This is a genomic window from Lutimaribacter saemankumensis (genome assembly GCF_900100005.1).
GTDB lineage: Bacteria > Pseudomonadota > Alphaproteobacteria > Rhodobacterales > Rhodobacteraceae > Lutimaribacter > Lutimaribacter saemankumensis.
In genome coordinates, this window is sequence record NZ_FNEB01000002.1 from 426,469 (window position 1) to 450,503 (window position 24,035).

The following is a 24,035-nucleotide window of genomic DNA, read 5'->3' on the forward strand; positions in this document are numbered from 1 at the left end:
CACCCGGTCGTTTTGATCTTGGTTGGGAGGCAACACTTTTGACTGTTGTTGATGGATTCGCCGATGACATTGCGACCGGGTCCAAACCGCTTGGCACGATCAGCTCGAAGCCAGCAATAAACACGAAGAAGCCCTATATCGCGAAAACGGCCCGAACAAGGCAGAGCAGTGTCACAAAAGCATAAAGTCCATCAGAGGCTCGTCTTATCCGAAGCCACTGAACGAGCCACTTCTGCTCTGAAAATACGGCCTGTGCACTAAGAGTGTCGCCCGTATCGAGCCCGAAAACAGTCTCTGTGAAGTCTCACAGCACCCAACTCTATCACCATGCAACCTAGGCTGCCCCAACGGGCACCGCGTCCTCTCGTAAATTCAAGACAATGTCTTCAGGGTTTGGTTGCCTGCTTGCTGTTCTCGGTCCTCCGATTCCTGAACATAGCGGCGCACCAGTGCAGTTGTGGAGGTTCAGCCGGCCGTTCCGGTAGAACGCTCAGCTGAATTGCGACCGCGTGCGGTTAGCGAAAGCCACCAGTGATAGCATAACGGGAACCTCGACCAGCACCCCTACAACCGTCGCAAGCGCCGCACCTGAGTTCAGACCGAACAGGCTGATCGCGACGGCGACAGCAAGCTCGAAGAAATTCGACGTGCCGATGAGTGCACAGGGCGCAGCCACTTTGTGAGGCACACGAAGCACGTAGGCTGCACCATAGGCCAAGGCGAATATTCCATAGGATTGGATCAGAATTGGAACTGCGATGAGCGCGATGATCTGGGGGCGATCAATGATGACCTCGCCTTGCAGACCGAACAAAATGACTACGGTTAAAATCAGCCCCATCACGGAAGCGGGTTTGATCCTGTCGCGAAACGCTGCAATTCGTTCCTCGCTTCCCAGTCTTGCGCGCGTCCAGACACCTGCCGCCAGAGGCAAGGCGACGAACAGAACAACGGAAAGCACCAGCGTTGACCAAGGCACGCTGATGTCAGTCACCCCAAGAAGAAACGCAACGATCGGTGCGAAGGCAAGGACCATCACCACATCGTTCACCGAAACCTGGAGAAGCGTGTAATTCTCGTCTCCCTTGGTCAGCTGCGACCAGACGAATACCATCGCCGTGCAGGGCGCAGCACCCAGCAGAATCAACCCGGCGATATACTGCTGGGCATCTGCCGGAGAAATCAGGTTGGCAAAAACCAATTCGAAGAAAAGAACGCCGAGCGCCGCCATCGTGAACGGTTTTATCAACCAATTGACGACGAGCGTTATGGCAAGGCCCCTGGGCTGCTTGACTACGTCTTTCAGCGCGGCGGGGTCCACGCCAACCATCATTGGGTAGACCATCGCCCAGATCAAAGTGGCAACGACAAGATTTACGCTCGCGATTTCAGCCGCGGCAACGGCTTCGACCAGAGCGGGCGCCGCATTGCCAATGGCGATCCCAGCGACCATCGCCAGCGCAACCCAGAGGGTCAAGTATCTTTCGAAAACACTCATTTTACGATCATGCGTCGACGAAATTTACGACACAAGATGCGCAAGCCACGCGTTCTTCCTGTATCGCCAATAGACACAACGATCGTGGCCGAAGAGACCACAAAGTCATCGCGGTTGAAGCAACAACTCTTCGAGCTCAAGACCATTCACAGCAGCTCCGAAAACTATGCGGCTGCCCCGAGCAGTCATTTTTGGAGTGCCCCCCTATTCAGCAAAGCGCCAGTCGAGTTTTTCAAAACACACGCTACGCCAACACCCACAGTTGGAATAGCAGACCAGCGGAGAATGCCCCTGCCAAGGACAGTGCGAAATACAGCAGGAACACCGGCAGACGTGCAAGCACCCAGCCCGTGCCCAGCAGCCCTAGCGCACTTGCCGAGAAACCCTCGATGCCCCCCGCACAGGCAGGATGAGGCCATGAACGCCACCGGCGAACAGCAATAGAGCGGAGCCAAATAGTAAGGCAGAGATCGATGCAAAGTTTCGGACCATGGAATGAACCATCTCAGAAGGACGGGAGAGAAGAAGTGTCGGAAGGATGTGTTTGGCTGCGGGAATATTCTGAAATATTACAACACGAACACCCCAATCAGTCAGGCTGGAAGTTCGGGGCCATGGTTGGCTCCGGCCATCATCGAGACTCGTGCTTCGCCAACGGTCTGCAGCCCCGTCGGCAGAGGAAAAGGATAGGTTATTGCTGGCGCTGATCGGCCTCTTCCTGGCGGCTCTACTCGCTGCAACCTTGTTTCCCGCGCAGTCAGAGGCTGTGCTTGTCGCACTTCTATTGAACGCATCACACCCGGTCTGGCTTCTGCTTCTGGTAGCGACCGCAGGAAATGTGCTTGGCGCAATCCTGAACTGGGCAATTGGGCGATGGCTTGGGCATCTGGGCGAACATCCGCGCATGCCAGTGTCAGCCTCCTACCGCGCTCGCGCCGAAGCGTGGTATCGCCGCTGGGGTTGGATGAGCCTATTCGGAAGCTGGCTTCCGTTCATCGGCGACCCCTTGACGGTCGTGGCCGGGGCTCTGCGGGAACCGTTGTGGCGGTTCACGATTGTGGTCACGGCAGCAAAGGCGGGTCGTTACCTCGTGCTTGCTGCAATCACGTTGGCTGTCTTTTAGTAACCGCATAATCGAAGGCTGGGCGCAGCATAACCTGCGCAGAGTCAGTCAAGCCAATGGTTCCGCCTTACGCATACTATCCGACGTCCTAAACAGACTAAGCAGGCTCTTGTGGCCATCTCGCCAGAAAAACCCGTTTTTGATCGGGGCCCTGGACTGGCAACCGAGTATGGATGGAACTTGTCGAACAGCTATTGGCTCCAAAAAACCGAAATCTCGCACGCAACGCCGTGGGTCGACACGAAACCACAACTACATCTGCTCCAACTCCCGCGCCTGCTCGCGCAAAGCAAATTTCTGTATCTTGCCAGTCGATGTCCGAGGGATCGTTGCAAAGATGAAGCGGCCAGGGATCTTGTAGTGTGCGAGGTGTTCACGACACCAAGCCCTCAATGCGCCCGCATCCACCTGCTCGCCTTCTGCCAGCTCAATGAATGCGCAGGGTGACTCACCCCATTTTTCGTGCGGCATCGCGACGACGGCTGCAACTGACACGGCGTTGTGCCGATAGAGCACCTCCTCGATCTCGATCGACGAGATGTTCTCGCCTCCCGAGATGATTATGTCCTTCGAGCGATCCTTAAGCTGGATGTATCCGTCGGGATGAACGACACCGAGGTCTCCCGAATGAAACCACCCGCCGCGGAAAGCCTCTTTGGTGGCGCTGGGGTTACGGAAATAACCCTTCATCACAACATTACCGCGGAACATAACCTCGCCCATGGTTTGACCGTCACGTGGAACGGGCTGCATCGTATCGGGGTCAAGCACGTCCAAACCTTCAAGAGGCAAGTAGCGCACGCCTTGGCGTGATTTCAGCCTGGCTTGCTCTACGGGAGGCAGTGCAGACCACTCCTCGTGCCAGTCATTGACCACAGCCGGCCCATACGTCTCTGTCAGGCCGTAGAGATGGGTTACGTCAAACCCTGCAGTCTTCATGTCGGCCAACAGTTTTTCCGGGGGAGGCGCAGCAGCGGTAAAGAACTGCACAGGGTTCGGCACGGCACGTTTGACCGTCGCAGGCGCAGATATCAACAGGGACATGACAATCGGCGCGCCACAGAGATGCGTAACCCCTTCATCTGCCAACGCATTCCAAATTGGCTCGGCCCTGACCTGCCGCAGGCAAACATGCGTTCCGATGATTGCTGAAAGCGTCCAAGGAAAACACCAACCATTGCAGTGGAACATCGGCAGGGTCCAAAGGTAGACGGAATGCTTCGCCATGGAAGCGGTCAGCGCATTGCCCTGTGCCAACAAATAGGCGCCGCGATGATGTGTTACGACGCCTTTCGGATCACCTGTGGTTCCGGAAGTATAACTTATCGCGATGGCGTCCCACTCATCTTCCGGCATGAACCAGGCAAAGTCGGGATCGCCGCTGGTAAGGAAGGCTTCGTAATCAGTGGCCTCCGCCTCAATGCGCGGCCCGACATACTCTGGATCGTCATAGATTATGACAGTCGGGCTTACATCGCAAAGCGCAAGTGCTTCGTTCAAGAGCGGCAGGAACTCAGAATCTACGATCACCAGCCGCGACAAAGCATGATCCAGTTGAAACGCGATGATGGCCGCATCAAGCCGGGTGTTGATCGCGTGCAGCACCGCGCCACACATCGGCACACCATAGTGGCATTCAAGCATTGCGGGAGTATTTGCCAACAAAACCGAAACAGTATCGCCCCGCCCTATTCCGTGTTTCACCAAAGACGAACCAAGTTGCCGCGAACGGGTATAAAATTCCGCATAGCTACGCCGCATCGCTCCATGCACGATCGCGGTGTGCTCCGGGAAGACAAGTGCGGCGCGCTCCAGAAAACCCAAAGGTGTAAGCGTCTGGTAGTTCGCGGGATTGCGGTCCAGCCCGGTGTTGTAGGGATTACCCATTTCTCAGGCGTCCTGCCATTGGGGCGCGCGTTTCGCGATGAAAGCACCAATCCCCTCTTCGGCGTCGCGCGCCAGCATGTTTTCGACCATGACCCGGCTTGCGAAATCATAGGCCTCGGCCAAAGGCATTTCGGCTTGCGCGTAGTAGGCGCGTTTGCCGGTCGCCAGCGTCATCGAGGATTTCGACGCAATCTTGCGGGCAACGGTCAGCACTTCTTCTCGCAGTTGATCCTGCGGAACCCAGCGATTCACTAGGCCTATCTCGGCCGCTCGCGATGCGGACGTCATGTCGCCGGTAAGCAGCATTTCCATCGCGTGCTTGTTCGCCACATTCCGCGACAGAGCCACCATCGGCGTCGAACAGAAAAGACCGATATGGACGCCCGGTGTGCTGAACTGCGCTGTATCAGCCGCAATAGCCAGGTCGCAGCTGGCAACCAGTTGGCAACCTGCCGCTGTGGCAATACCGGTTACTTCGGCGATCACAGGCTTGGGGCAATTGACGATACCCTGCATAACACTGGAACACTTGGTCAACACGCAGGTGAAATATTCCCTGCCGCGATCGGCGCCTGAGCGCCCAGCGGTCATCTCCTTCAAGTCGTGTCCAGAACAAAATGCAGGACCATTTGCGGCCAGAACGATTACGCGCACCGCCGGGTCTTCCCCTGCCTGGACAAAGGCGTCCCCAAGGGCCTTCAGCATGGCCTCTGACAAGGCATTGCGCTTTGCTGAATCGTTCAGGGTCAGGCGCAAGATGCCGTTCGCATCCAAGTCGCGTAAAAGAATGTCGCTCATCTCGGCTCCTCAGAAGATGTTGATCTTGACGCTGTCGGCCAGTGTGTTGGCGATGAAACAGTAGCGATGGGCCCGGTCCTGCATCTGGGCCAGCGCCTCATCACTCACTGCAAAACCCGGATCAAAACGAACCACCGGGTGTAGGTCGATCCGCACCACGGACATCTGGCCGCGCGGGTTTTTTCCAAGGTGGGCCACCGCATGATCGGAGTAACCCGCAACGGGCCAACCTGCCTTGGCTGCCAGGGCAAGAAACGTCATCATGTGACAGCTGGATAATGCCGAGGCCAGCGCCTGTTCAGGGTTGGTATTGGCTGGATCGCCGCCCCAGTCCGGGGCAGCGTCCACATCCATGTCGAAGGTGCCGTTGAATGACACCCTATGTGCCGCGGAATAACTGCCTGCTTGCAGAACAGTTCCGCCCCGCTGCCAATGCAGGTCAATGGCAAGGTTGGACATGGTGAAGCCCTTATGCCGCTGCCAGCGACTTCTTCGGGTCGAAGAATGGGCGTTCCACCACCGTCGCCGTTGTGGGACCAGACGGCAGCACGACCTCTACCTGCGTGCCAATATGGGCATGTTCGACCGCAACCATGGCCAGCGCGATGTTGCGCTCCAGACGGGGCGAATAGATCGCCGAAGTAACCTTGCCGATTTCGTCGCCGTTGTGGTTGATCTGCCAATAACGGGTGTTTGGCCCCTTGAGCGGATCAGTATCAATGATCAGACCGACCTGCATGCGCGCCACACCTTCATCGCGAATGCGGCGCAACGCATCCTTGCCGATGAAATCTGCCTCCATGTCGACATTCACTAGTCGGTCGAGACCCAGCTCGTAAGGGTTGGTGTTGATGTCGGCATCTGCGTGATAGGACAGCATGCCGCCTTCGATCCGGCGGATCGACGAGGTGTGGCCAGGTTTCAGCCCATATTCAATGCCGACTGCCATGATCCGCTCCCAGAGGGCGTCGCCATATGCACTGTCGCGCAAATAGAGTTCATAGCCCAACTCGCTCGACCAACCGGTCCGCGACACGATTAGCGGAATGCCATCAAGGTTAAGTTCGCGAAGCCAGTAATATTTCAGGTCCATGATCTCGTCCCCGAAAAGCGCGCGCATGATCTCGCCCGATTTCGGACCCTGCAACTGCAACGGTGATACGTCGGGTTCGCTGATCGTGACATCCATTCCTGAATGCACCGCCACACCCTGTGCCCAGAGCAGGATGTCGCTGTCCGCAAGCGATATCCAGAAGTGGTTCTCGGCCAGGCGCAGAAGAATTGGGTCGTTCAGAATACCGCCCTGTGCGTTCGTGATGAGGATGTATTTGCACTGGCCGACCGCCATTTTGGAAAGATCACGCGGCGTCAGCATCTGCACAAAGCGTGCGGCATCCGGCCCGGTGATCTCCACCTGCCGCTCGACAGCGACATCACACAGGATCGCATCGTTCACAAGGTTCCAGAAGTTCTGTTCCGGATCACCGAAGTCACGAGGGATATACATGTGGTTGTAGACAGAGAACCCCTTTGCCCCCCACCGGACGGTCGCGTCGAAGTATGGGGATTTGCGGATCTGAGTGCCGAAGCCGAAGTCGTCTGCTTGCATCATTTTGCGCCTTCAATGTCACCGGACTGATAGGCCGGGAATCGGTTTATGATGACACTTTTCTAGCGCTGGAAAATCAGTCGTAGCGGTCCAAAGAATTGCCGTCGACCAGACCGTTCGGACTGAAATTTCGCCAAGTCTCAGACTGTTTGGTCGCTTGGCACGGGCCCCGCCAGTTTCGCGATATTCGGCTTTGCCGATTTTACAACCCGGGTCGCGATATAGGTCATATATCGATCGACGCCCAACTCTGCCTCTTGCATGTCCTGCATCAAATCTTGGAAAGCGCTCAAGGACGGGCAAATCGTTTTCATGACGTAATCCATCCCACCTCCCGTCGCGACACATTCGATGATTTCATCGCGGCGGCCGACCCACGCCTCGAACCTGTCGAAATCCGCTTTCCGATGATGCGTCAAAGAAACCGTGACCATGACCTGGCTGAAATCACAAACCCTATTGAGTGCGATCTCGGCATGGAAACCAAGAATGAAACCCCGCGCCTTCAAGCGATCCAAGCGCGCCCAACAGGGCGTGGCCGAAATGTTCACGATCTCGGACAACCTGCTCTTGCTGAGCTGCCCATACCGCTGAACAGCGCTTAGGATACGGATATCCGTGGCATCCAGGCCTGACTTTTTCACGGGCTTCCAGCTTTCGCAATTTTGATACGAAAAAGACGACCATAAATCTGTTCGACTGGCCGCTTTACCACGATAGCCTGTTGCAATAGCCCGCGCAGGCAGGATTGCGACACGCTCGGCTCTGAAGGCGGCGCTCGTCCTATTGCATGCTCCCGCACAACGACATGTAGCCCCAACGGAAAACCAGCTTAACTTTACAAACGAATCCTTATCGACTGAACTCAGCGGCTTCGTAGACCACTGGTCAATTCGTTTACCGACGCAACGATCGCGTTCTCGTCTATTCCGAAATGCCGATAGAGATCGCCGATCGTTCCTGTCTGGCCGAAATGTTCGACGCCATGGGATATCGTGCGATGACCCGCAACCGACCCAAGCCAGCCAAGGGTTGCCGGATGTCCATCTATGACAGTGACCATCGTGCAATGGGGTGGAAGCGGGTTCAGCAACCGTTCGATATGGCTGACCGCAGCCGGATTGCCACGAGCCCGTTCACGCTGAGCCGCAGTCCAACCCGCATTCAGCCGGTCAGCCGACGTCACCGCCAGAACACCCACATCCCGACGCGCGCCACCTATACGGCCGGCAGCGGCAATCGCCTCGTCAGCGACAGCGCCTTGATAGGCAATCACCACCTCACAGTTCGGTCCAGGCGGGCGCAACCAGTAGGCGCCGTCGATCGCCCCTTGCCGAAACGCATCATCGGCCCGCTTGCCAGGCTGCTCCAGCGGCTTGGTCGTCAAACGCAGATAGACCGAGCCGCCGGTTTCGTCCCTGAGCCAAGTCCTTTCGTCCGGATCGCCCTCGCCATCACGCTGGAGATAGTCGAAAGCCCACTCCATGATCACGGCCAGTTCGTCGGCAAAGGCGGGTTCAAAACTCGCCAGCCCATCCTGCGCCATTCCTGTCAGAGGCGTGCCAATGGATTGATGCGCACCTCCCTCGGGCGCCAGTGTCACGCCCGACGGCGTTCCCAAAATCATGAACCGGGCATCCTGGTAGCAAGCATAATTCAACGCATCGAGCCCGCGATGCACGAATGGGTCATATACCGTTCCGATCGGTATCAACCGCTTGCCAAAAAGACTGTGCGAAAGCCCGGCGGCCCCCAGCAACAGAAACAGGTTCATCTCCGCAATGCCGAGTTCGATATGCTGGCCCTCCGGCGTAAACTCCCACTTCGCGGTCGAGGGAATCCGGTGTTCGATAAAGGCATCCGCCATTTCGGACCGGGAGAAGAGCTTGCGCCGGTTCACCCAGGGGCCCAAAGAGGTGGTGCCCGTGACATCCGGGGAGGTGGTCACGATCCGTTCTGCCAGCGTGCTGTCGCCTTTGGCCAGATCATCGAGGATCTTTCCGAAAGCTGCCTGTGTCGAAATCTCACGATCAGTAGCGATTGAAATCGACGGCGCGGCCAACCGGTCGTCAGAATAGCGTCGGCGACCCTTTGCAAAGAATGGCGCCTCGTCCAGGAAAGCGCGCAGCCCTTCGACATCTTCAACCGCGGCGAATGGCTCCCATTCCATGCCTTCCGGCACACTCATGTGCTTTTGCCATTCCGCCATCTGGGCCTTTGTCATCAGCCCGCCGTGGTTGTCCTTGTGGCCGGCGATCGGCGTCCCCCAGCCCTTGATCGTATAGGCAAGGAAGCACGTCGGACGGTCGTGATCGATGCTTGCGAAGACTTCGGCCATCGTCTCGACGCAGTTGCCTCCGAGATTTTCCATCAATGCGGCAAGCTCAGCATCCGAGCGACGCTCGATCAGTGCGGTGACGTCCCCTTGATCGCCCAAGTCGTCCATCAGGCGTTTGCGCCAGACCGCACCTCCCATGTAGGTAAGAGCCGCGTATTCCGCGTTCGGGCAGTGATCGATCCAATCACGCAGCCTTTCGCCCCCGGGTTCTTCGAATGCCGCACGTTGCAGTGCCCCGTATTTGACCCGAACGACATCCCAGCCGAAGGCGTCGAATATCTTTTCGACACGCCCGAACAGACCCTCGCGCACAATTCCGTCGAGAGACTGGCGGTTGTAGTCGATGATCCACCAGCAATTTCGGAGGTCGTTTTTCCAGCCCTCCTGCAGTGCCTCATAGATGTTGCCTTCATCCAGCTCCGCGTCACCCACTAGGGCCACCATCCGCCCAAGTGGCAGGTCAGAACCCCAGGGTTTCGCCGCGACGTAATCCTGAACCAAAGAGGCAAAGGACGTAATCGCCACGCCCAGACCAACCGAGCCCGTGGAAAAGTCTACATCATCCACGTCCTTCGTGCGGCTGGGGTAACTTTGCACACCACCGAGGCCGCGAAACGCCTCCATCCGCGGACGGTCGAGATTGCCCATCAGGTATTGCATCGCGTGAAAAATCGGCGACGCATGGGGTTTGACAGCCACCCGGTCTTCGGGCCTAAGCGCCGAAAAATAAAGTGCCGTCATGATCGACACCATCGAGGCAGACGACGCCTGATGCCCTCCGATCTTGATCCCATCAACCTTGGGCCGAATGTGGTTGGCATTGTGGATCATCCAATGCGACAGCCAGAGAAGCCGTTGCTCGATGGTTTTGAGGTGCTTTCCGTTGGCCAGCATTGGTTCGTCTCCAGAATTATGCACGGCGCAATGTTCGCGCGGGCGAAAGCGCACCGTCCAGATCGTCTAGGATGTCGGACACGTCCTCAAGCCCGACCGACAAACGGATCAACCCGTCCGATATCCCATGTTCAGCCCGCTCTTCGGGAGTATAGGTGGAATGCGTCATCGATGCAGGATGCTGTATCAAGGTTTCGGCGTCACCCAATGACACAGCGCGCGCGATCAGTCGCAACCCGTTCATCATGCGCCGTCCGTCCTCCAGCCCTCCCTTCAATTCGAAAGCGATCATCGCGCCTGGCAAAGCCATCTGTCGTTTTGCCAGGGCGTGCTGACCGAAGCTCTCCAGACCAGGATAGTGAACCGCCGCGACCTGCGGGTGGCCTTCGAGCCATTCTGCGACGATCCGGGCAGATGCACAGTGCCTTTCCATCCGCAACGCAAGTGTTTTCAGGCCACGCAGGAGCAACATCGCGTTGAAGGGCGCCATGACCGAACCGGTCATGTCCTTCATGCCAACGAGCCTGATTTCCGAGATAACCTCGGCACGACCAACCACAACACCTGCCACGAGGTCACCATGTCCACCCAGATACTTGGTCGCCGAATGGACAACGAGGTCGGCACCGAGCGCTATCGGCCGGGTCAAGTATGGGGTGGCGTAGGTGTTGTCGACCACGACAATCGCATTCCCGGCATGCGCGATGGTCGCAACGGCCTCGATGTCCACGAGGCGCATATTAGGGTTGGCGGGCGTTTCGAAAAAGACAACTCGGGTTCTATCACTCATGGCCGCCGAAAGGTTGGCCGGATCGGTCAGGTCGACATGGGTGATGGTGATCCCGAACTTGCGTAAGCCATGGTGCATGAAAGCAAAGGTGCAGCCATAAAGCGTCTTGTCGACGATAACCTCATCTCCGGGCGACAGCAGCGTCCAGAGAACGGACGTGATCGCCCCCATTCCCGACGCCAGCGCGAGACCGGCCTCGGCGCCTTCCAGAGAAGCGATACGGCGCTCCAGAAGATCCAGCGTAGGGTTGGAGATACGCGAATAGACATGCCCCTCCCGCTCACCGGAAAAAACCTCACCCCCAGCCTCCGCGGTCTCGAATGCAAAGGTCGAAGTCAGGTGCAAGGGCGGTGTCAGCGCCCCATCGTGATCCATTGGATCGTAACCGAGATGGATGGCGCGCGTGGCGAAACCAGGGGTCTTGGGCATGAAAAATCTCCTCTTTTGAGGCAATTTAGAACAGCCAATCTTTCCTGAACTTGCGTTCTTTACCAATATGGAGGACTAACTTGGCAGATTCTGCCACTACGGGCCCCGAAATGGACGAGAAAGACCGCCAGATCATACGCACCTTGCAACGCGAGGGGCGTATGTCGAACCAGGACCTGGCCGAAGCGGTGAACCTTTCGCCTTCGCCCTGCCTGCGCCGGCTACGCAACCTAGAGAAGGCAGGCGTCATCCTTGGCTATTCCGCCCGGGTCGATCCGAAAGCCTACGGCCTGGCCATCACTGCCTTCGTTCGAATTAGGCTTGAGCGCCATGACGAAACCACCGTCCAGACGTTCGAGCGGGAAGTCGCACGCATGGAAGAGGTTCTGGAATGTCATGTCATGACGGGTCAGACCGACTACCAGCTTCGTGTCGTGGTCGAGTCGCTTGACGCCTATGAAGAGTTCATCCGGGTCCGCCTGCACCGCGTTGGTGGGATAGGCTCGATCGATACGAGCTTTGCCTATGGCACAGTGAAGGACACCATGGTTTTCCCAATCAGGTAGCCACCATAATCACCAGTTCGGATTCTTGCATAAAGGATTAGGCTGCAAAGCATTGTCTGGATCGACCGGTGGCCAGCCATTCGCAACAAGTCAAATCTGGCCACTATGCCGGAGTAGCTCAAAGTCAGTAGCCGCCTTGGTGGAATTCCGCCCAGAGCCTACGAATTTCCTTCGGTAGTGAAACAGGATCGAAGGGTTTTGAAAAGACTTTCACAACATCAAGCGAACGGAGATATTCCACGTCTGCTGGGTTCACTTTCGCGGTAAGAAAGGCTGCAGGCTTTCCCTCAAACCCTCTAATTTCACGCAGTTTTGCAAGAGTTGTTGGGCCATCCATTACTGGCATCATCACATCGAGGAGTATGAACTGTGGGTTGATCTCAGCGGCTGCCTCTATCGCTTCGGCTCCGGACATGAAGCCGAATGCCTTAAGCCCACCCAACTGGGACAAAGACAATTCGATTAGCGGGAACATGTCCGGGTCATCCTCAACGAACATGACCGTTTCGAGTTTATCCCGCATAGCATTTTGAGTTCTGGAATTTCGTTTGCCAGGGCCTGAACCCTTCAAACTCACGGTAAATACCGCGACGTGCTTTCGTGATCGCCCCATGAAGCAATTCGGTCGGGTCTCTTAGGGGCAACAAACTTCCCGTGTTCGCCACACCCAGCCGAACACGGGGTTGCCCTTCCGCTACCTTGGCATTGCGTTGCAACGAAGAGTTGATCTGAAATTGTGTCAATGGTCTGTCAACGTATTCCGACTTCCGCACAAGAACACAAAAATCGCCGTAGCCAGCGTAGGTTACAAAACTCGGCAAAGAACCGAATGCATCACGAATTGACCGCGACACATCTGTCAAAATGTCGACGAACTCATAGCCACTGACCTGAGCATGAATTTCGCGCGCATTCTCAATGTGAACGCCGTAGGCAACGGTATTGATCAAACGCATGTTTCCCAGCCGCAACAGGTAATTCTCCATGCTGGAAAACGGTAAAATCCACGGTGCGTCATGCAGAAGGACCGCGTCTTCAAACCTAACCGCAGTAGCAACATTCCTTGCGACCGCCGACAGCTTCGAAGATCCTTCAACACTACTTTTGCGTTCGGACAAAAGCACTTCGATGTTGCGCATCCGCGCTTTTACCTCAAGCCGCGCGAATGGCTTGGTTATGTAGTCGTTTGCACCTGCATCAAAAGCCCGGTCGATATAATGCTTTTCGGTCATCCCAGTAAGCATCATGACGGGTGTGTGCCGGTAGATCTCCCGTTTGCGGATAAGCCGGCAAAGTTCGATCCCGTCCATTCCCGGCATTTGGATGTCGAGAAGAAAGCAATCGAAGGGTCGTTCTTCTCTGTCAATTTGTGCGAGTGCATCCTCAGCACTGACCGCGAAGCTAACATCACTGTATCCAAGTGCAGCAAGCATGCTGCCAACGAGTTCTCGAAACAGGGAATTGTCATCAACGACCAAGGTCTTCATTTTTTCTCCGCCATTCTGATCAAGTGCGCGCGCTTTGCGCCCAAACTTGAATTGCCGTAATGACCCCGCCCACATTTTTGAGGATTTCGAGTTGTTTGGGGCTTTTTTGTGAAGCAGGTGCGGAAAAAGCTTGGCTCTGGCTGATATTCAAGTCGATCGAGTTGAGCATTGGTAGCCGGTGGATGACACCGCATCCGAAGCAAGCAAAAAGCCTCTAATTCAGAGTTGGCGGAAGAACAGGCATAGGCGCCAGCCAAAGGCTTGATTTGCCGAACCACACAATTCCTATGTGCTGATGGTTCATGGCAAGAAACCTCACGCGGCCAGCAGGTCTTCCTCAAGCTTGGCAAACAGAGCGACGTCTTCTTCCGGGCTCTCGAAGAGATGGCCGTAAACATCCATCGTCATGTTGATCGAGGAATGCCCCATCAGGGCCTGGATCTTCTTGGGCGGCCAGTTCTGCTCGATGAACAGAGACGCCGCAGCGTGGCGCAGAGCATGGAAGCTGAACTTCGGCTTTCCCTCTTCGTCCACGATCCCGTTCTCAAGCAGCAAAGGCACGAGAACCCGGTTATGGATGTTCGAGTGGTCCTCGACGTTGCGCGTGCCGTTCGGGAAGACAAGGTCCAGTTCGCCTTTGGGACAGTCCTCGCGCCAGGCCTGCAGCGTGTCATGAACCATTGGCGCCATCGGGATGCTGCGCCGCCCCGTGCGGCTCTTGGGCTTGCCGATCTCGTTAAACCGATCCGCGCGTTTGTTGATGTGGATAAGGCGTGCTTCGAAATCGACGCAATGCCAGGTCAGGGGGCCCGCCAGGGGCGCACTGAAGCTTTTGCGCGTATGCAGCAAGAGCCGCCCAAAACGCGCCCTGTGAGCCCCTCAGCGGCCCTGGCGCGCATCCTTTCTTCTGAACTTCTATGGCAGCAACGAGATGAACTTTCCGGCAAGGTTCAGATGCGCCCGTTCGTGCGTCCAATTCTCGCTGCCATGCTCCTGCCAGGCGGGGTAAGCCGTGACGATCACAACCATGTTCAGATCATGGACCAGCCCATAGAACTGCCCGCCATGACCCCAGGCGAAATTTATCCGACGGCCACCGACGGAAGCTTGCCACCATTGGTAGCCATAGCCGAGGTCCCCAAGATAGCGCCCGGCATGGTCGAGCCGTTCGGTCGTCACCCAAGCGTCGTCCGAGTAATCGGCAAGAGAGCTTGCCACCCAATCCTTAGGCAGCACTTGCTTGCCCTCGAAGGTGCCGCGCTCAAGGTAGAGTTGGGCAATCCTGGCCGCAGTCCTCGGTGTCAGGTGAATGATTGGATAATGGTAGTCTTTGCCGCGTATCCAATCGCCGAACTGGATATTCAGTGGCCGCAGGAATTGTTCGGAGGCGAACTCCGACAGGTCCACTGAACAGGCTCTTGAAACGATGACGCCCAGCAGATCTGTCGAGAAGTTGGAGTAATTGAACGCCGTCCCCGGATCGGCCACCAGCGGCAGCTCCCGCAATGGGGCCAGGTGATCGCCCTCAAGCAGCAGTTGCCAAAACTTCGGATCGGTTTCTTCCCACGGAAATCCGCTGCGCATCTGCAACAACTGCCGGATCGTTATCTCGGACTTACGGCGGTCAGAAACCTGATCGGCAATGTCGGGGAAGAAATCCATGACCCTCGCGTCCAGATCGGGCAGGCAGCCTTCACGATGGGCCAACCCGACGAAGGCCGAAAAGATGGATTTTGCCGCCGACTGGATCAACGTGGGCGAGTCGATCGCGCCATCGTTGAAATATTTCTCGGCCACCAGCTTGCCGTTCTTGATAACCAGGACGCTGTAGAGCCTCGGCAGCGCCTGCGCATCGCGATACAGCTCGGCAACGAGCACAGGGTCGAGCCCCTCTGCCTCAGGCGTCGAGACCTCGAAATCGTCGCGTTTCACCGGCGTGAAGTCGATATCCCGAAGATCGCCGGCAGCGGGCCGCAGCATTTGCGCGATAGCCGGCTTGGCAGCGGCCGCCTCGGCATCATCCAGCCAAAACCCCAACGGTCCCAATCCGGCGCGAAGCTGATCGAAGATCACGTTTTCTTCGGTCAAGGGCGCCGCGGCATAGTCATAGGCCATCGCGCCACTGGCGCTTCGGGCATACCGGTCCGCCCCGGCATCAAGCAACGCTTCGACAACCCCCACACGTCCGAGAAAAGCCGCGATGTGCAACGGGTTTGAGCCCTGGTCATCTCGAATGGTCGGGTCGGCACCTGCGGCCAGCAAAGCCGCCACCACCTCAACCTTTCCAAAAACTGCGGCTATGATCAAAGGCGTTGATCCGAAGTCGTCGCGCTGATCCAGGTCAGTTCCTGCTTCGATATGCTTCTCGACCGCTGACAGGTCGCCGAGAAGTGCCGCCATATGCAAGGGCGTCTCGACCGGTTGATTGTTGGCCTGACCAACTGACGCGATCATCAGGCAAAAGAATGTGGCAAGTATTCGCAGCATATCGGTTAGATCGTTTTTGCGCGTTGGGCCGACGAGATTGAACGAGGACATCATCGATGTATAGGCGATCGCAGGATCCAGGCATTGAGGCATGTCAAACCGACATTGGCGATCAAAAATGAGCATGCCCGCATCGCGCGCGGGTGTTTGCCTACCCCACACTGAAAGCAGATACCGCCAGACCAACATGATTTTCGCCACAAGAATCTGGAATAGACAGACATGAGATCGCATTGATTTCGGTATCCGCAGATGGGGGCCTTGATCCTATTCTAGATCGATGTCCGTAGAGGCGTGCATTGCTGGCTCGAGCCGCTTTGCCATGGCCCATGCGGCAGCCACGGGGGAAGGCGCCGGCTCTATGGCAAGAGCACCGTGATGCACCATTCAAGATTTTTGAAAGGACACGTTCGGGCCAAAAGTCTGTCGAAAATCAAGCTGCCAGAAAAATGCCGCAAGCCGGTCAACAGCCTTCCCTAAGTTCTTCTTAGAGGTGTTCGTAGAAGCACTGAAAAGGCCAGAAATAATGAGATCTTTCGTAGCTTTGCTATGGCAATATCCCGGCACGATATACGTTGCGCTTCTTTGCATCGTGCTCGCACTCTCAATACAGAGCCTTTGAACTCGCCTGCCCAATTGCTGAGTCCGAGAAGATGCAGCCGAATTCCTGATCCAGTATCTGTTCCCAGTTCTCGGCCTCTTTGCGGTAAGGGAAGGCGCCACGGACAATCTGCGTAAATCCCTTTGCTGTGGCTTGATCGCCAAAATGCGTGTTGCAGATCTCGGCCATAAAGCGCATCGAGGCGATAATATCATCCTCGAAGACACCATCCTCACCCAGTGTTTGAGTGAAATCCAACCAGCGTTCGTGGACAATATCCCCAATATCTCTTTGTTCTGACTGCATCGTGTCCTCCGCGTTCCGCTGGTAAAACAAATGGCGGGAGGAATGCGCGCATTCAAGAAAGTATTCGGTATCAATTTCGATACAGAATATTTTTCCAAATCAATATTTTAGCCTTTATGGCCAAGAGGTAGCCTTGGGCTATAGCGGACCTTCGATCGTTAAGCAGCGAATGGCTAGTTAAAGCCCGTTCCACCGATTTTCTGAACCGCAATGAATGTCGGCTTCGTTAACGCCAGTGGGGTTCGGCCACCCGCAAATCGCGACGCAGGTGGCCGGGTTTCTATGTCATTGGCTACGAACGATCTCGCTATAGTCGCCACGCAATTGCAGCGTGACTGTTACGGCTTCATCGTCCCGGTTGCGCCAGAACCAGCCGTGATCACCTGCGAACGGTGTCTCGAAGCTGCCTTCTCCCTCGGTCTGACCGCGACCCTTTTCGTAAGTCACGTTCTGATCGCCCGCGTGCGCGTGAAGATCGAAGTTGACCCGACCCCCGGTGGACGTCCACGCATAGAGCAGGGTCGCGCCCTCCTCCATCGTCGCCTTGATCTCGATGTATTCACCTGGCGCGAGCGTGAAGTTGATCTCGTCCTGCCATGCCTCTTGCGCGTATGCTGCGCCGACGAACAGGCCGAGGATATCGTCCATCAGCGAGGAGGACTCATCGCCGCCGTGCATCTCTTCGTCAGCGGCGGCCTCGGCGGCAAGCTGTTGCTTGATCTCACCCATCTCGGTCAGGCCAAGTATGCTGCCAACGCCGGTAGGGTCATGTCCAAGTTCCGCGGGCATATAGACCATGATGCCAATGGCCATGGCGCCGATGCCTGCGATTATGGACGACCGACGAAGTTGCGCTTTGGTCGGCAGGTCTTCGAGCTTCGGTTTCGGTGCATTATGCATGTCTCAACTCCTTATGTGCTGGCCATGTATCCTGCGACCTGAACGTAGGTCAGCATGATACCGAGGACGACCATGACCCAGTTGGCGTAGGTGGCCTGTTGCATGAAATTCGGGCTGCGGCGCCAGTATCCCATGACGATGAGGATGACGAACAACGCGAGGAGTTGCCCCACCTCGACGCCCACATTGAACGACAGAAGATTGGCCAGAAGCCCGTCTTCCGCGATCTCGTATTCGAGGATCTTCGTGGCAAGGCCGGTCCCGTGGAAGAGGCCGAATATCAGCGTTGCCCACTTCGTATTGGGCTGGAAACCCAGCCATTTCTTGAAGGCCCCGAGATTGTCGAGAGCCTTGTAGACAACCGACAGGCCGATGATGGCATCGATGATATAAGCGTTGATCCCCCAGCCGAACCAAACCCCCAAGAGCATGGTGACCGAGTGACCAAGCGCAAACAGGCTGACGTAAATCGCCACGTCTTTCATGTGATAGAGGAAGAAGACTACGCCCAGCAGGAACAGGATGTGGTCGTACCCCGTTATCATGTGCTTTGCGCCTAGGTAGATGAAGGGGATGATGTGAACCCCCCAGATTTCCTGGATATAGCCCGCGTCACCGGGTGTAACGTCATGGGCATAAGCCGAGGTCGCAAAGGCCATGAGCGTCAGTGCGACGGGGGTGAGAACGGTCAGGAGCTGTCGCATCGGATGCGGCTGCTTACCCAACCGATAAGATCGAGTGCGTGTCATTTTGGATATTCCGCTAAATGAGTGTGTGGGGTGACAGCGCCCTAGGGCGCGACCTCATACACGTGGCGGACGATCCAGCCCGTAGTCCCGCCTGTCAGGCATGACACTGTTTACCAGCGTCCAGCCTGTGCTGGTCGGCATAACAGACTCCGCAGGTTCACGGGGCGGAAGAAACGCGATGTTGTGGTCGTGGTCCGCGACCTCATGGCTGTGGCCATGATGGGCGTGCATTAGATCGACGATGTCTTCATGAGCATGACCATGCTCTTCGACCTCGGCATGATGCTCGGCGACGATCTTCGCCAGTTCGGTGAAGTCATGGGTGACCGAACGAGAGTTCGCAGACAGGAGCGTACCAACCGCCAGAGCGAGGATCAGCAGCCCTTTCATGTATCCCATGATTGCCCGTGTCATACTGTCCGTTCTCGTGCGTCTCGGCCCCTTTTCTCGGATTTTCGCTTTTTACGGCAAAAACCAAAGCCCGACAATAATGCCTTTCTGCTTGAAGCAGACGTTTGGCTGACAGAGGCGAACGCGCGCTCCACCCGCTTGGCAGGCGTTACATCCAATCACAGCGAACAGAGGCTTGGGCAAAGGCGCAATAATAGCTGCTTCTAAGGCCGCTCTAAGCCAGAAGCCACGCGGATTTGTGCAAGGAAGAAATGGTAGCGGAGGAGGGACTTGAACCCCCGACACGCGGATTATGATTTTCCCTGAGCTTGAAGTGTTCGCATATGCGTTTTCACAACGCCAGAGAGACGCCACTTCAGGAGTTAAGCTATCGAAGTGCTTCTTGAAAAAGGCCGGCTTGCCAGGAAGGAAAGCAGCAAGCCGGCCGTAGTATGGCTAGGGAGCCGGGAGGAGGATGGCCCCTAACTTTGAAAACCGTCGGGCAGCTAGCGAAGAAATGATCAAACTCAACGAACGTGCCAGCGACCGATACTGCGCATCTAGGGACGTGGAGAAATGCCACAAGAAAACCGGGTGACTTTTCTGCAGCCTGCGACTGCAAAGCTCTCGTTTGCCAGCAGACTAGTCGATATGAGTAGCGTTTGCTGAATTATCGGGCGGAAATCTGATCACTCGCCGAAATGCGATATCAGCGCCGGCGTGCGGTCAGCGGACGCAGCCCGCATGTCGTAATGGCCTAAGCCGTCCCAATAGGCAGCCGTCCAAATGATCTTTATCGACATGCTCGGCGCTTCATGAGACCTTTGTGAAGGGAGGTATAGCTATGGTGAACAGCAGTTCCGACCCGTGTCTTGCGGCCACGAAAACCGCAGAACGCTACTACCGGGCTATGGTTGCCGGTGATGCTGAATCCTTGCGCAACCTGTTCGATCACCGGGCCGCTATAGTCGGGCATTACGAGGGACATTTTCTTTGGCAAGACCTGGAAAGCTTCATCGAAGAAACTGAAAGCCTTGTCGGTCAGCACGGTCATGAAGAATGTCGTGTCGCCTCTGTAAGACTCGACGGGGATATCGCCACGGTCTGTGTCGCTGGTCGCTACGCGGGCTTGTGGTTCATTGACCACCTCTCGATGATTGACGACGACGAACGATGGGTGATTGTCGGAAAGTCTTTCTACGTGCAGTCCTAGCGCAGCCCAGAATCTTCGCCATTCGCTCACATGCTGTTGGGATTTTGTGGTCGCATCGAATACTCGCTCCCAGCCCACCTTGCCGGGTTCTATGGGTCGCACGAATGTCCGTTCATCTGGCTCTCGATCAGGAAGGCAAGCGTCAGCCACTTGGCAAGAAACAGTGTCGTGCTCGAAGCGGTCGTGGCGAATGACGTTTGCGGCCAGCGGCACTCCAGAACCGCCACACAAAGGGTTTAGGAGCCTTTAAGCGGGGTATGGCGCTTCCAAGATACCCGTGATCGAAGCAATTAGATTCTCTAGTGCATGCGGCGATGACCAGAGCTTTCCACCAGTGGGATCATTTTCAAAAGCTGCTTCTCGAGCAGCAAGCGTCGTCGTCAACATGATATACATAAATATCAGTCTCTGGTTTACGACTTCGGCCGGAAGCTCTGGCATGAACCTACGCAGGTGCGCCAGGCATTTTAGATATGCAGTGTTCTGCTCTCCATCGAGAACGCTCTGCATGATGCGCCGGTGATTGATTTGCAGAGCAACAATAAAGCGCATGTGGCCCAAACCAATTGGGTCAGCCTCGTCGGCTTCGCGATGTTTGCCGATCTCGACTTCGACAAGTAGGCGAACGATATCAGAGGCGCTCTTAGGTCCACCATTGGCATCCAGCTCTTGCAGTGCGCGTTGCCGACCTCCTTCACTGCGTCGAGCTCCATCGGCAACCAGCTCTGAGATCAACCCATCCTTGGACCCGAAGTAGTAGTGAAGCGAGGCTCCGTTTTTTGCGCCTGCTGCTTTTACTATGTCTCTAACCGATACGCCGTCTATTCCGTGAGTAGCGAACAGACGTTGCGCCGCAGCTTTGATCTTGTCGCGGGTCAACTCGTCCCGGGTGTTAGGTTCTTTCGCCGCAGCGCTTGTTGGACACATGCGTCTTTCCTTGCTTTCGTTGTTTTTATCCGACTGCAGTCGGAAGAAAAAGAATGATCTCGGGCCAGACCACGAGCACAAAAACCACAACGAAATCCATTAGTAGAAACCAAAATATCCCTCGGAAAATCGCCGAGGTTGAGACAAGCTGCCCAACTACGCCCTTGATAACAAAAACGTTCATACCGATCGGCGGCGTGATCATTCCTATTTCGAGAAGCTTTGTAAGGATGATCCCAAACCAGAGAAGACTAAAGCCAGCACCATCGACCAGCGGCAGAACAATCGGGAGCGTCAGCAACATCGCACCAATTGGCTCGAGAAACATGCCGAGTAGAAGATAGAGCAAGATAACGCCCAGGATGATCGTGGTCGGGCCTGCTTCAAGCCCGAGAATTGCGTCTGTTAGAAAGTCGCCAGTTCCCGAGAGTGCAAGAAAGCGCGTCAGCAGACTTGCCCCAATTCCGATTACAATGAGGGCTGCTGTCGTTTGAACTGTTTCAGTGATCGCGTTGAAGAATGCTTGCCATGTTAGTGTGCGCTTGAATGCGGCGATGAGTGTCGCCAATGCCGCGCCAATAGCTCCAGCCTCAGTGGGGGTGAAAACACCGGAAAAGAGCCCACCGAAGATACCCATTGCGAGAAGGATAACCGGCCAGGTTTCTCCCAGCGCCTGCAGCCTTTCACGCGATGTAACAGGCTCTGTGATTGACGGTGCTAGTTCCGGGTTTCTCCAGACACGCAGCAAGATCACGAGGATATACCCCAACGCCGTCAGGAGGCCTGCCGCAATCCCCCCCAAAAACAGTCCCCCAACAGGCTCTTGGGCAACAATCCCGTAGAGAATTAGAATGATTGAGGGAGGTATCAGCGCGCCGATCGTTCCCGCTGCGGCGAGTGTGCCCGTTGCAAGCTCGGGATGGTATTTCGCCTTGAGCATTTCAGGAATGGCGATGCGCCCCATGGTCGCCGAACATGCAACTGAAGATCCAGAGACTGCCGCAAAACCCGAAGCTCCGAAGACCGCTGCGATCGCGAGCCCTCCAGGCAATGCAGATAGCCAAAGACGGGCGGCTTTGAACAAACCCTGTGTCAGACCTGTATGGAAAGCTATGAACCCAAGCAGCAAGAACATTGGGACTGAAGACAGTATCCAGCTTGCCGAGAATTGATACGGAATAACGCCCAAAGAACCCCAGGCGACACGCCATCCCATCAAGGCCCACAGGCCGCAGAATGAAACACCAATCAGCGCAGGTCCGATAGGCATCCGGATAGCAATGAGAATGAAGAGTGCAGCGAGTGCGACAAGCCCTATCTCAATTCCACTCATGAAAGTTGCTCCTGACCGGCTACCCAACGCAGAAGACGCCAGAAAAGGACAAAAGTCATAAGCCCAGCACCAAGCGGGATTGCAAAGTATGCCGGCCAAACAAGTATTTCGCTGTCACCTTGAACTTGGGCAGCGCCAAGCCGCATAGCCTTCAAAGCAGCGTCTGCTCCACGCCAAGCGAGCAATATCATCACTGCCATGGTCAAGATCGATGTGATGACGCCGAGCACTTTGGCGATTCTCGGGGGCATTAAGGCAGTAAAGACTTCGACCGAAATGTGCGCACGCTGTCTTTCGACAAACCCCAACGGCACAAAAGCCACAAGGATCATGTAGTAGTAGGTCACCATGGTTAAGGTTCCCGGGAGCGGTCTGTTCAGTGCATAGCGGAAGACAACGTCCAACGTGACATGCGCCATCATGCTGGCTACCCCGAACCCTCCGATCAACGCAGATGACCAGACTAGCCAACCGACAATGCGATCGAACCTTTCCATTGGCTTCCCCATTTCTTGAAAGAACACAGGGCAGAGCATCACCTGCTCTGCCCTGCAGAACTCAGCTACCGTGCGCTTCTACGTCGATCTTGGAATACAGTTCATCCCAGTAGAGCTCGGAAAGCGCATCTGCATCCGAAACATTTTGCGTCAAGTTAACCCATTTCTCGAGAATATTGGAAAACTCTGCGATCATTTCCGACCCTCGGCTCACGCCCTTCTCGGCATAGAGAGAAATCAGCGCTTCCTTGTCAACCTCGACAAATTCTGCCGTCTTTTCTTGCACGGCGGCATCCGCCTCGTGCACTTCAACACCGGCAGCTTTGACTTTCTCGAGCACAGCCTCGTGTCCCGATTGGTAAGCCCAAGAGCTTACCGCAGCGGCCTTGGCAGCTGCTTTCATGACCGCTGTTCTTTCGGTCGCAGAAAGCTCCATCCAAGTATTTCGGTTCATATTGGACAATGATGCGACGTAGACACCGCCAGGTGCCCCTAGGGTAATGTGCTTGACGGACTCGCCCATTCCAAAGTTCTGCACATCAGGAACAGAAAGAATAATGCAGTCCAGAACGCCTTGTGCCAGCGCCTCAAGCATTTCATTGCCGGACATTGTTACTGGTGTTGCCCCTACGGCATTCGACCAACGCGCCCAGTTTGCCCCGCCTATCCGCAGCCTTGCTCCTTGCAGGTCTTCCATAGTCACAACGGGCTTGGTGCAGTTAAGCGCGTATCCTGGCGTTCCTGCCGCGCCTGTATAAACTTGGTTTTGAGCTGCGAACTCCTGATTGCATTCTGGACACTTGGTCAGAATGAACTCAGCCATCGCAGCAGAATATGCCAGCCCTGCAACTGACTTCGCCTCGTCACCCATAGTGTTGAGCAACATCGACGCATCGAGGATCATGTTCGTGTGCGGATATTCGGCCGCAAAGTATGTCGACATAACTGCGCCGATATCCGCCAAGCCCTCGCGCAGGCCAGCAGAAGTCTCAGCCATGCTTAGAAGCGACATCGGAAAAACCTTTGCGGTCAGTTCGCCATTCGTTTCCTCTGCCAAAACTTCTGAGAAAGCTTCGCCACCAGCGATCAAGTAACTTCCCGGCGGATGCCCAATCGCGAAAGTTAGTTCTCGTGCTGTCCCTGAAGTCGCAACCGCCGAAAGTAGGGCTGCACCGCCAATTGCGGAAAACAAGTTATTCAGTTTCATTTCTTC

General features: G+C 55.9%; 24 protein-coding genes. 3 read left to right on the forward strand and 21 right to left on the reverse strand.

From position 1 onward, the window contains the following. Positions 1–490: 490 nt before the first annotated feature. The gene (arsB, locus tag BLT50_RS06765) at positions 491–1,498 is read right to left on the reverse strand and encodes an ACR3 family arsenite efflux transporter (protein ID WP_090027870.1); all 1,008 of its coding nucleotides are present in this window, start codon (positions 1,496–1,498) and stop codon (positions 491–493) included. A 694-nt stretch (positions 1,499–2,192) separates the two neighbouring features. Between arsB and BLT50_RS06770 the strand changes: the two genes are divergently transcribed. Then, positions 2,193–2,621, forward strand: a complete 429-nt coding sequence (locus tag BLT50_RS06770; protein ID WP_090027971.1) for a YqaA family protein — start codon at positions 2,193–2,195, stop codon at positions 2,619–2,621. Between the two features lie 252 nt (positions 2,622–2,873). Here the strand turns inward: BLT50_RS06770 and BLT50_RS06775 are convergent, their stop codons facing one another. The 7 genes from BLT50_RS06775 to BLT50_RS06805 all read right to left on the reverse strand — a co-directional run bounded on the left by BLT50_RS06775 (position 2,874) and on the right by BLT50_RS06805 (position 11,366). Further along, positions 2,874–4,508 carry an acyl-CoA synthetase gene (locus BLT50_RS06775; RefSeq protein ID WP_090027871.1) on the reverse strand — a complete coding sequence of 545 codons (1,635 nt, stop codon included), beginning with the start codon at positions 4,506–4,508 and terminating at the stop codon, positions 2,874–2,876. Between the two features lie 3 nt (positions 4,509–4,511). Continuing rightward, positions 4,512–5,306: an enoyl-CoA hydratase gene (locus BLT50_RS06780; RefSeq protein ID WP_090027872.1), complete on the reverse strand. Its 795-nt coding sequence runs from the start codon at positions 5,304–5,306 to the stop codon at positions 4,512–4,514. 9 nt (positions 5,307–5,315) lie between these two features. Then, positions 5,316–5,765 carry an OsmC family protein gene (locus BLT50_RS06785; protein ID WP_090027873.1) on the reverse strand — a complete coding sequence of 150 codons (450 nt, stop codon included), beginning with the start codon at positions 5,763–5,765 and terminating at the stop codon, positions 5,316–5,318. 10 nt (positions 5,766–5,775) lie between these two features. Continuing rightward, positions 5,776–6,918, reverse strand: coding sequence for a glycine cleavage T C-terminal barrel domain-containing protein (locus tag BLT50_RS06790; RefSeq protein ID WP_090027874.1), 1,143 nt, complete (start codon positions 6,916–6,918; stop codon positions 5,776–5,778). Between the two features lie 137 nt (positions 6,919–7,055). After that, complete coding sequence (locus BLT50_RS06795; RefSeq protein ID WP_090027875.1) at positions 7,056–7,559, reverse strand: Lrp/AsnC family transcriptional regulator; 504 nt, start codon at positions 7,557–7,559, stop codon at positions 7,056–7,058. A gap of 221 nt (positions 7,560–7,780) precedes the next feature. Next, complete coding sequence (locus BLT50_RS06800; protein ID WP_090027876.1) at positions 7,781–10,147, reverse strand: hypothetical protein; 2,367 nt, start codon at positions 10,145–10,147, stop codon at positions 7,781–7,783. 16 nt (positions 10,148–10,163) lie between these two features. Continuing rightward, complete coding sequence (locus BLT50_RS06805) at positions 10,164–11,366, reverse strand: methionine gamma-lyase (protein WP_090027877.1); 1,203 nt, start codon at positions 11,364–11,366, stop codon at positions 10,164–10,166. A gap of 110 nt (positions 11,367–11,476) precedes the next feature. Between BLT50_RS06805 and BLT50_RS06810 the strand changes: the two genes are divergently transcribed. Further along, positions 11,477–11,932: an Lrp/AsnC family transcriptional regulator gene (locus BLT50_RS06810; RefSeq protein ID WP_090027878.1), complete on the forward strand. Its 456-nt coding sequence runs from the start codon at positions 11,477–11,479 to the stop codon at positions 11,930–11,932. Between the two features lie 124 nt (positions 11,933–12,056). Here BLT50_RS06810 and BLT50_RS06815 read toward each other — a convergent pair whose 3' ends face one another. The 9 genes from BLT50_RS06815 to BLT50_RS06850 form a co-directional block, all read right to left on the reverse strand. Beyond that, positions 12,057–12,455, reverse strand: coding sequence for a response regulator (locus BLT50_RS06815; protein ID WP_175491414.1), 399 nt, complete (start codon positions 12,453–12,455; stop codon positions 12,057–12,059). Then, a complete protein-coding gene (locus tag BLT50_RS06820; RefSeq protein WP_175491415.1) occupies positions 12,445–13,419 on the reverse strand; it encodes a response regulator in 975 nt (324 codons plus the stop codon). Before BLT50_RS06820 ends, BLT50_RS06815 begins: the two co-directional genes overlap by 11 nt. Before the next feature lie 19 nt (positions 13,420–13,438). After that, complete coding sequence (locus BLT50_RS19240; RefSeq protein WP_175491416.1) at positions 13,439–13,588, reverse strand: hypothetical protein; 150 nt, start codon at positions 13,586–13,588, stop codon at positions 13,439–13,441. Between the two features lie 146 nt (positions 13,589–13,734). Further along, entirely contained in the window at positions 13,735–14,268 is a 534-nt protein-coding gene (locus BLT50_RS06825) for a site-specific integrase (RefSeq protein ID WP_090027881.1), read from the reverse strand. Between the two features lie 66 nt (positions 14,269–14,334). Further along, complete coding sequence (locus BLT50_RS06830; protein ID WP_175491417.1) at positions 14,335–16,107, reverse strand: serine hydrolase; 1,773 nt, start codon at positions 16,105–16,107, stop codon at positions 14,335–14,337. 403 nt (positions 16,108–16,510) lie between these two features. Next, a complete protein-coding gene (locus tag BLT50_RS06835) occupies positions 16,511–16,813 on the reverse strand; it encodes a hypothetical protein (RefSeq protein WP_139170481.1) in 303 nt (100 codons plus the stop codon). 285 nt (positions 16,814–17,098) lie between these two features. Then, on the reverse strand, positions 17,099–17,713 hold the full coding sequence (locus tag BLT50_RS06840; RefSeq protein WP_090027884.1) for a transmembrane anchor protein: 615 nt from the start codon (positions 17,711–17,713) through the stop codon (positions 17,099–17,101). An 11-nt stretch (positions 17,714–17,724) separates the two neighbouring features. Next, entirely contained in the window at positions 17,725–18,417 is a 693-nt protein-coding gene (locus BLT50_RS06845) for a HupE/UreJ family protein (protein WP_090027885.1), read from the reverse strand. A gap of 99 nt (positions 18,418–18,516) precedes the next feature. Then, positions 18,517–18,861 carry a hypothetical protein gene (locus BLT50_RS06850; RefSeq protein WP_090027886.1) on the reverse strand — a complete coding sequence of 115 codons (345 nt, stop codon included), beginning with the start codon at positions 18,859–18,861 and terminating at the stop codon, positions 18,517–18,519. 835 nt (positions 18,862–19,696) lie between these two features. Between BLT50_RS06850 and BLT50_RS06855 the strand changes: the two genes are divergently transcribed. Beyond that, positions 19,697–20,065 (forward strand): nuclear transport factor 2 family protein, encoded by a 369-nt coding sequence (locus tag BLT50_RS06855; protein ID WP_090027887.1) that lies wholly within the window; start codon positions 19,697–19,699, stop codon positions 20,063–20,065. Positions 20,066–20,311: 246 nt separating this feature from the next. Here the strand turns inward: BLT50_RS06855 and BLT50_RS06860 are convergent, their stop codons facing one another. From BLT50_RS06860 to BLT50_RS06875, 4 genes are read right to left on the reverse strand one after another with little or no spacing between them, the layout of a single operon-like run. Continuing rightward, the gene (locus BLT50_RS06860; RefSeq protein ID WP_090027888.1) at positions 20,312–20,992 is read right to left on the reverse strand and encodes a TetR/AcrR family transcriptional regulator; all 681 of its coding nucleotides are present in this window, start codon (positions 20,990–20,992) and stop codon (positions 20,312–20,314) included. A gap of 25 nt (positions 20,993–21,017) precedes the next feature. Then, on the reverse strand, positions 21,018–22,325 hold the full coding sequence (locus tag BLT50_RS06865) for a TRAP transporter large permease (protein WP_090027889.1): 1,308 nt from the start codon (positions 22,323–22,325) through the stop codon (positions 21,018–21,020). Next, a complete protein-coding gene (locus BLT50_RS06870) occupies positions 22,322–22,861 on the reverse strand; it encodes a TRAP transporter small permease (protein WP_342706692.1) in 540 nt (179 codons plus the stop codon). Before BLT50_RS06870 ends, BLT50_RS06865 begins: the two co-directional genes overlap by 4 nt. Before the next feature lie 22 nt (positions 22,862–22,883). Beyond that, positions 22,884–24,029 (reverse strand): C4-dicarboxylate TRAP transporter substrate-binding protein, encoded by a 1,146-nt coding sequence (locus tag BLT50_RS06875; protein ID WP_090027890.1) that lies wholly within the window; start codon positions 24,027–24,029, stop codon positions 22,884–22,886. Between the last annotated feature and the right edge of the window lie 6 nt (positions 24,030–24,035).

Bases quoted from the DNA above. Each gene is read 5' to 3' on its own strand.
- arsB (WP_090027870.1), bottom strand. From the start codon at position 1,498: ATGAGTGTTTTCGAAAGATACTTGACCCTCTGGGTTGCGCTGGCGATG.
- BLT50_RS06775 (WP_090027871.1), bottom strand. From the start codon at position 4,508: ATGGGTAATCCCTACAACACCGGGCTGGACCGCAATCCCGCGAACTAC.
- BLT50_RS06780 (WP_090027872.1), bottom strand. From the start codon at position 5,306: ATGAGCGACATTCTTTTACGCGACTTGGATGCGAACGGCATCTTGCGC.
- BLT50_RS06785 (WP_090027873.1), bottom strand. From the start codon at position 5,765: ATGTCCAACCTTGCCATTGACCTGCATTGGCAGCGGGGCGGAACTGTT.
- BLT50_RS06790 (WP_090027874.1), bottom strand. From the start codon at position 6,918: ATGATGCAAGCAGACGACTTCGGCTTCGGCACTCAGATCCGCAAATCC.
- BLT50_RS06800 (WP_090027876.1), bottom strand. From the start codon at position 10,147: ATGCTGGCCAACGGAAAGCACCTCAAAACCATCGAGCAACGGCTTCTC.
- BLT50_RS06805 (WP_090027877.1), bottom strand. From the start codon at position 11,366: ATGCCCAAGACCCCTGGTTTCGCCACGCGCGCCATCCATCTCGGTTAC.
- BLT50_RS06810 (WP_090027878.1), top strand. From the start codon at position 11,477: ATGGACGAGAAAGACCGCCAGATCATACGCACCTTGCAACGCGAGGGG.
- BLT50_RS06815 (WP_175491414.1), bottom strand. From the start codon at position 12,455: ATGCGGGATAAACTCGAAACGGTCATGTTCGTTGAGGATGACCCGGAC.
- BLT50_RS06820 (WP_175491415.1), bottom strand. From the start codon at position 13,419: ATGAAGACCTTGGTCGTTGATGACAATTCCCTGTTTCGAGAACTCGTT.
- BLT50_RS19240 (WP_175491416.1), bottom strand. From the start codon at position 13,588: ATGCTCAACTCGATCGACTTGAATATCAGCCAGAGCCAAGCTTTTTCC.
- BLT50_RS06835 (WP_139170481.1), bottom strand. From the start codon at position 16,813: ATGCAGTCAGAACAAAGAGATATTGGGGATATTGTCCACGAACGCTGG.
- BLT50_RS06840 (WP_090027884.1), bottom strand. From the start codon at position 17,713: ATGCATAATGCACCGAAACCGAAGCTCGAAGACCTGCCGACCAAAGCG.
- BLT50_RS06845 (WP_090027885.1), bottom strand. From the start codon at position 18,417: ATGCGACAGCTCCTGACCGTTCTCACCCCCGTCGCACTGACGCTCATG.
- BLT50_RS06850 (WP_090027886.1), bottom strand. From the start codon at position 18,861: ATGGGATACATGAAAGGGCTGCTGATCCTCGCTCTGGCGGTTGGTACG.
- BLT50_RS06855 (WP_090027887.1), top strand. From the start codon at position 19,697: ATGGTGAACAGCAGTTCCGACCCGTGTCTTGCGGCCACGAAAACCGCA.
- BLT50_RS06860 (WP_090027888.1), bottom strand. From the start codon at position 20,992: ATGTGTCCAACAAGCGCTGCGGCGAAAGAACCTAACACCCGGGACGAG.
- BLT50_RS06865 (WP_090027889.1), bottom strand. From the start codon at position 22,325: ATGAGTGGAATTGAGATAGGGCTTGTCGCACTCGCTGCACTCTTCATT.
- BLT50_RS06870 (WP_342706692.1), bottom strand. From the start codon at position 22,861: ATGCTCTGCCCTGTGTTCTTTCAAGAAATGGGGAAGCCAATGGAAAGG.
- BLT50_RS06875 (WP_090027890.1), bottom strand. From the start codon at position 24,029: ATGAAACTGAATAACTTGTTTTCCGCAATTGGCGGTGCAGCCCTACTT.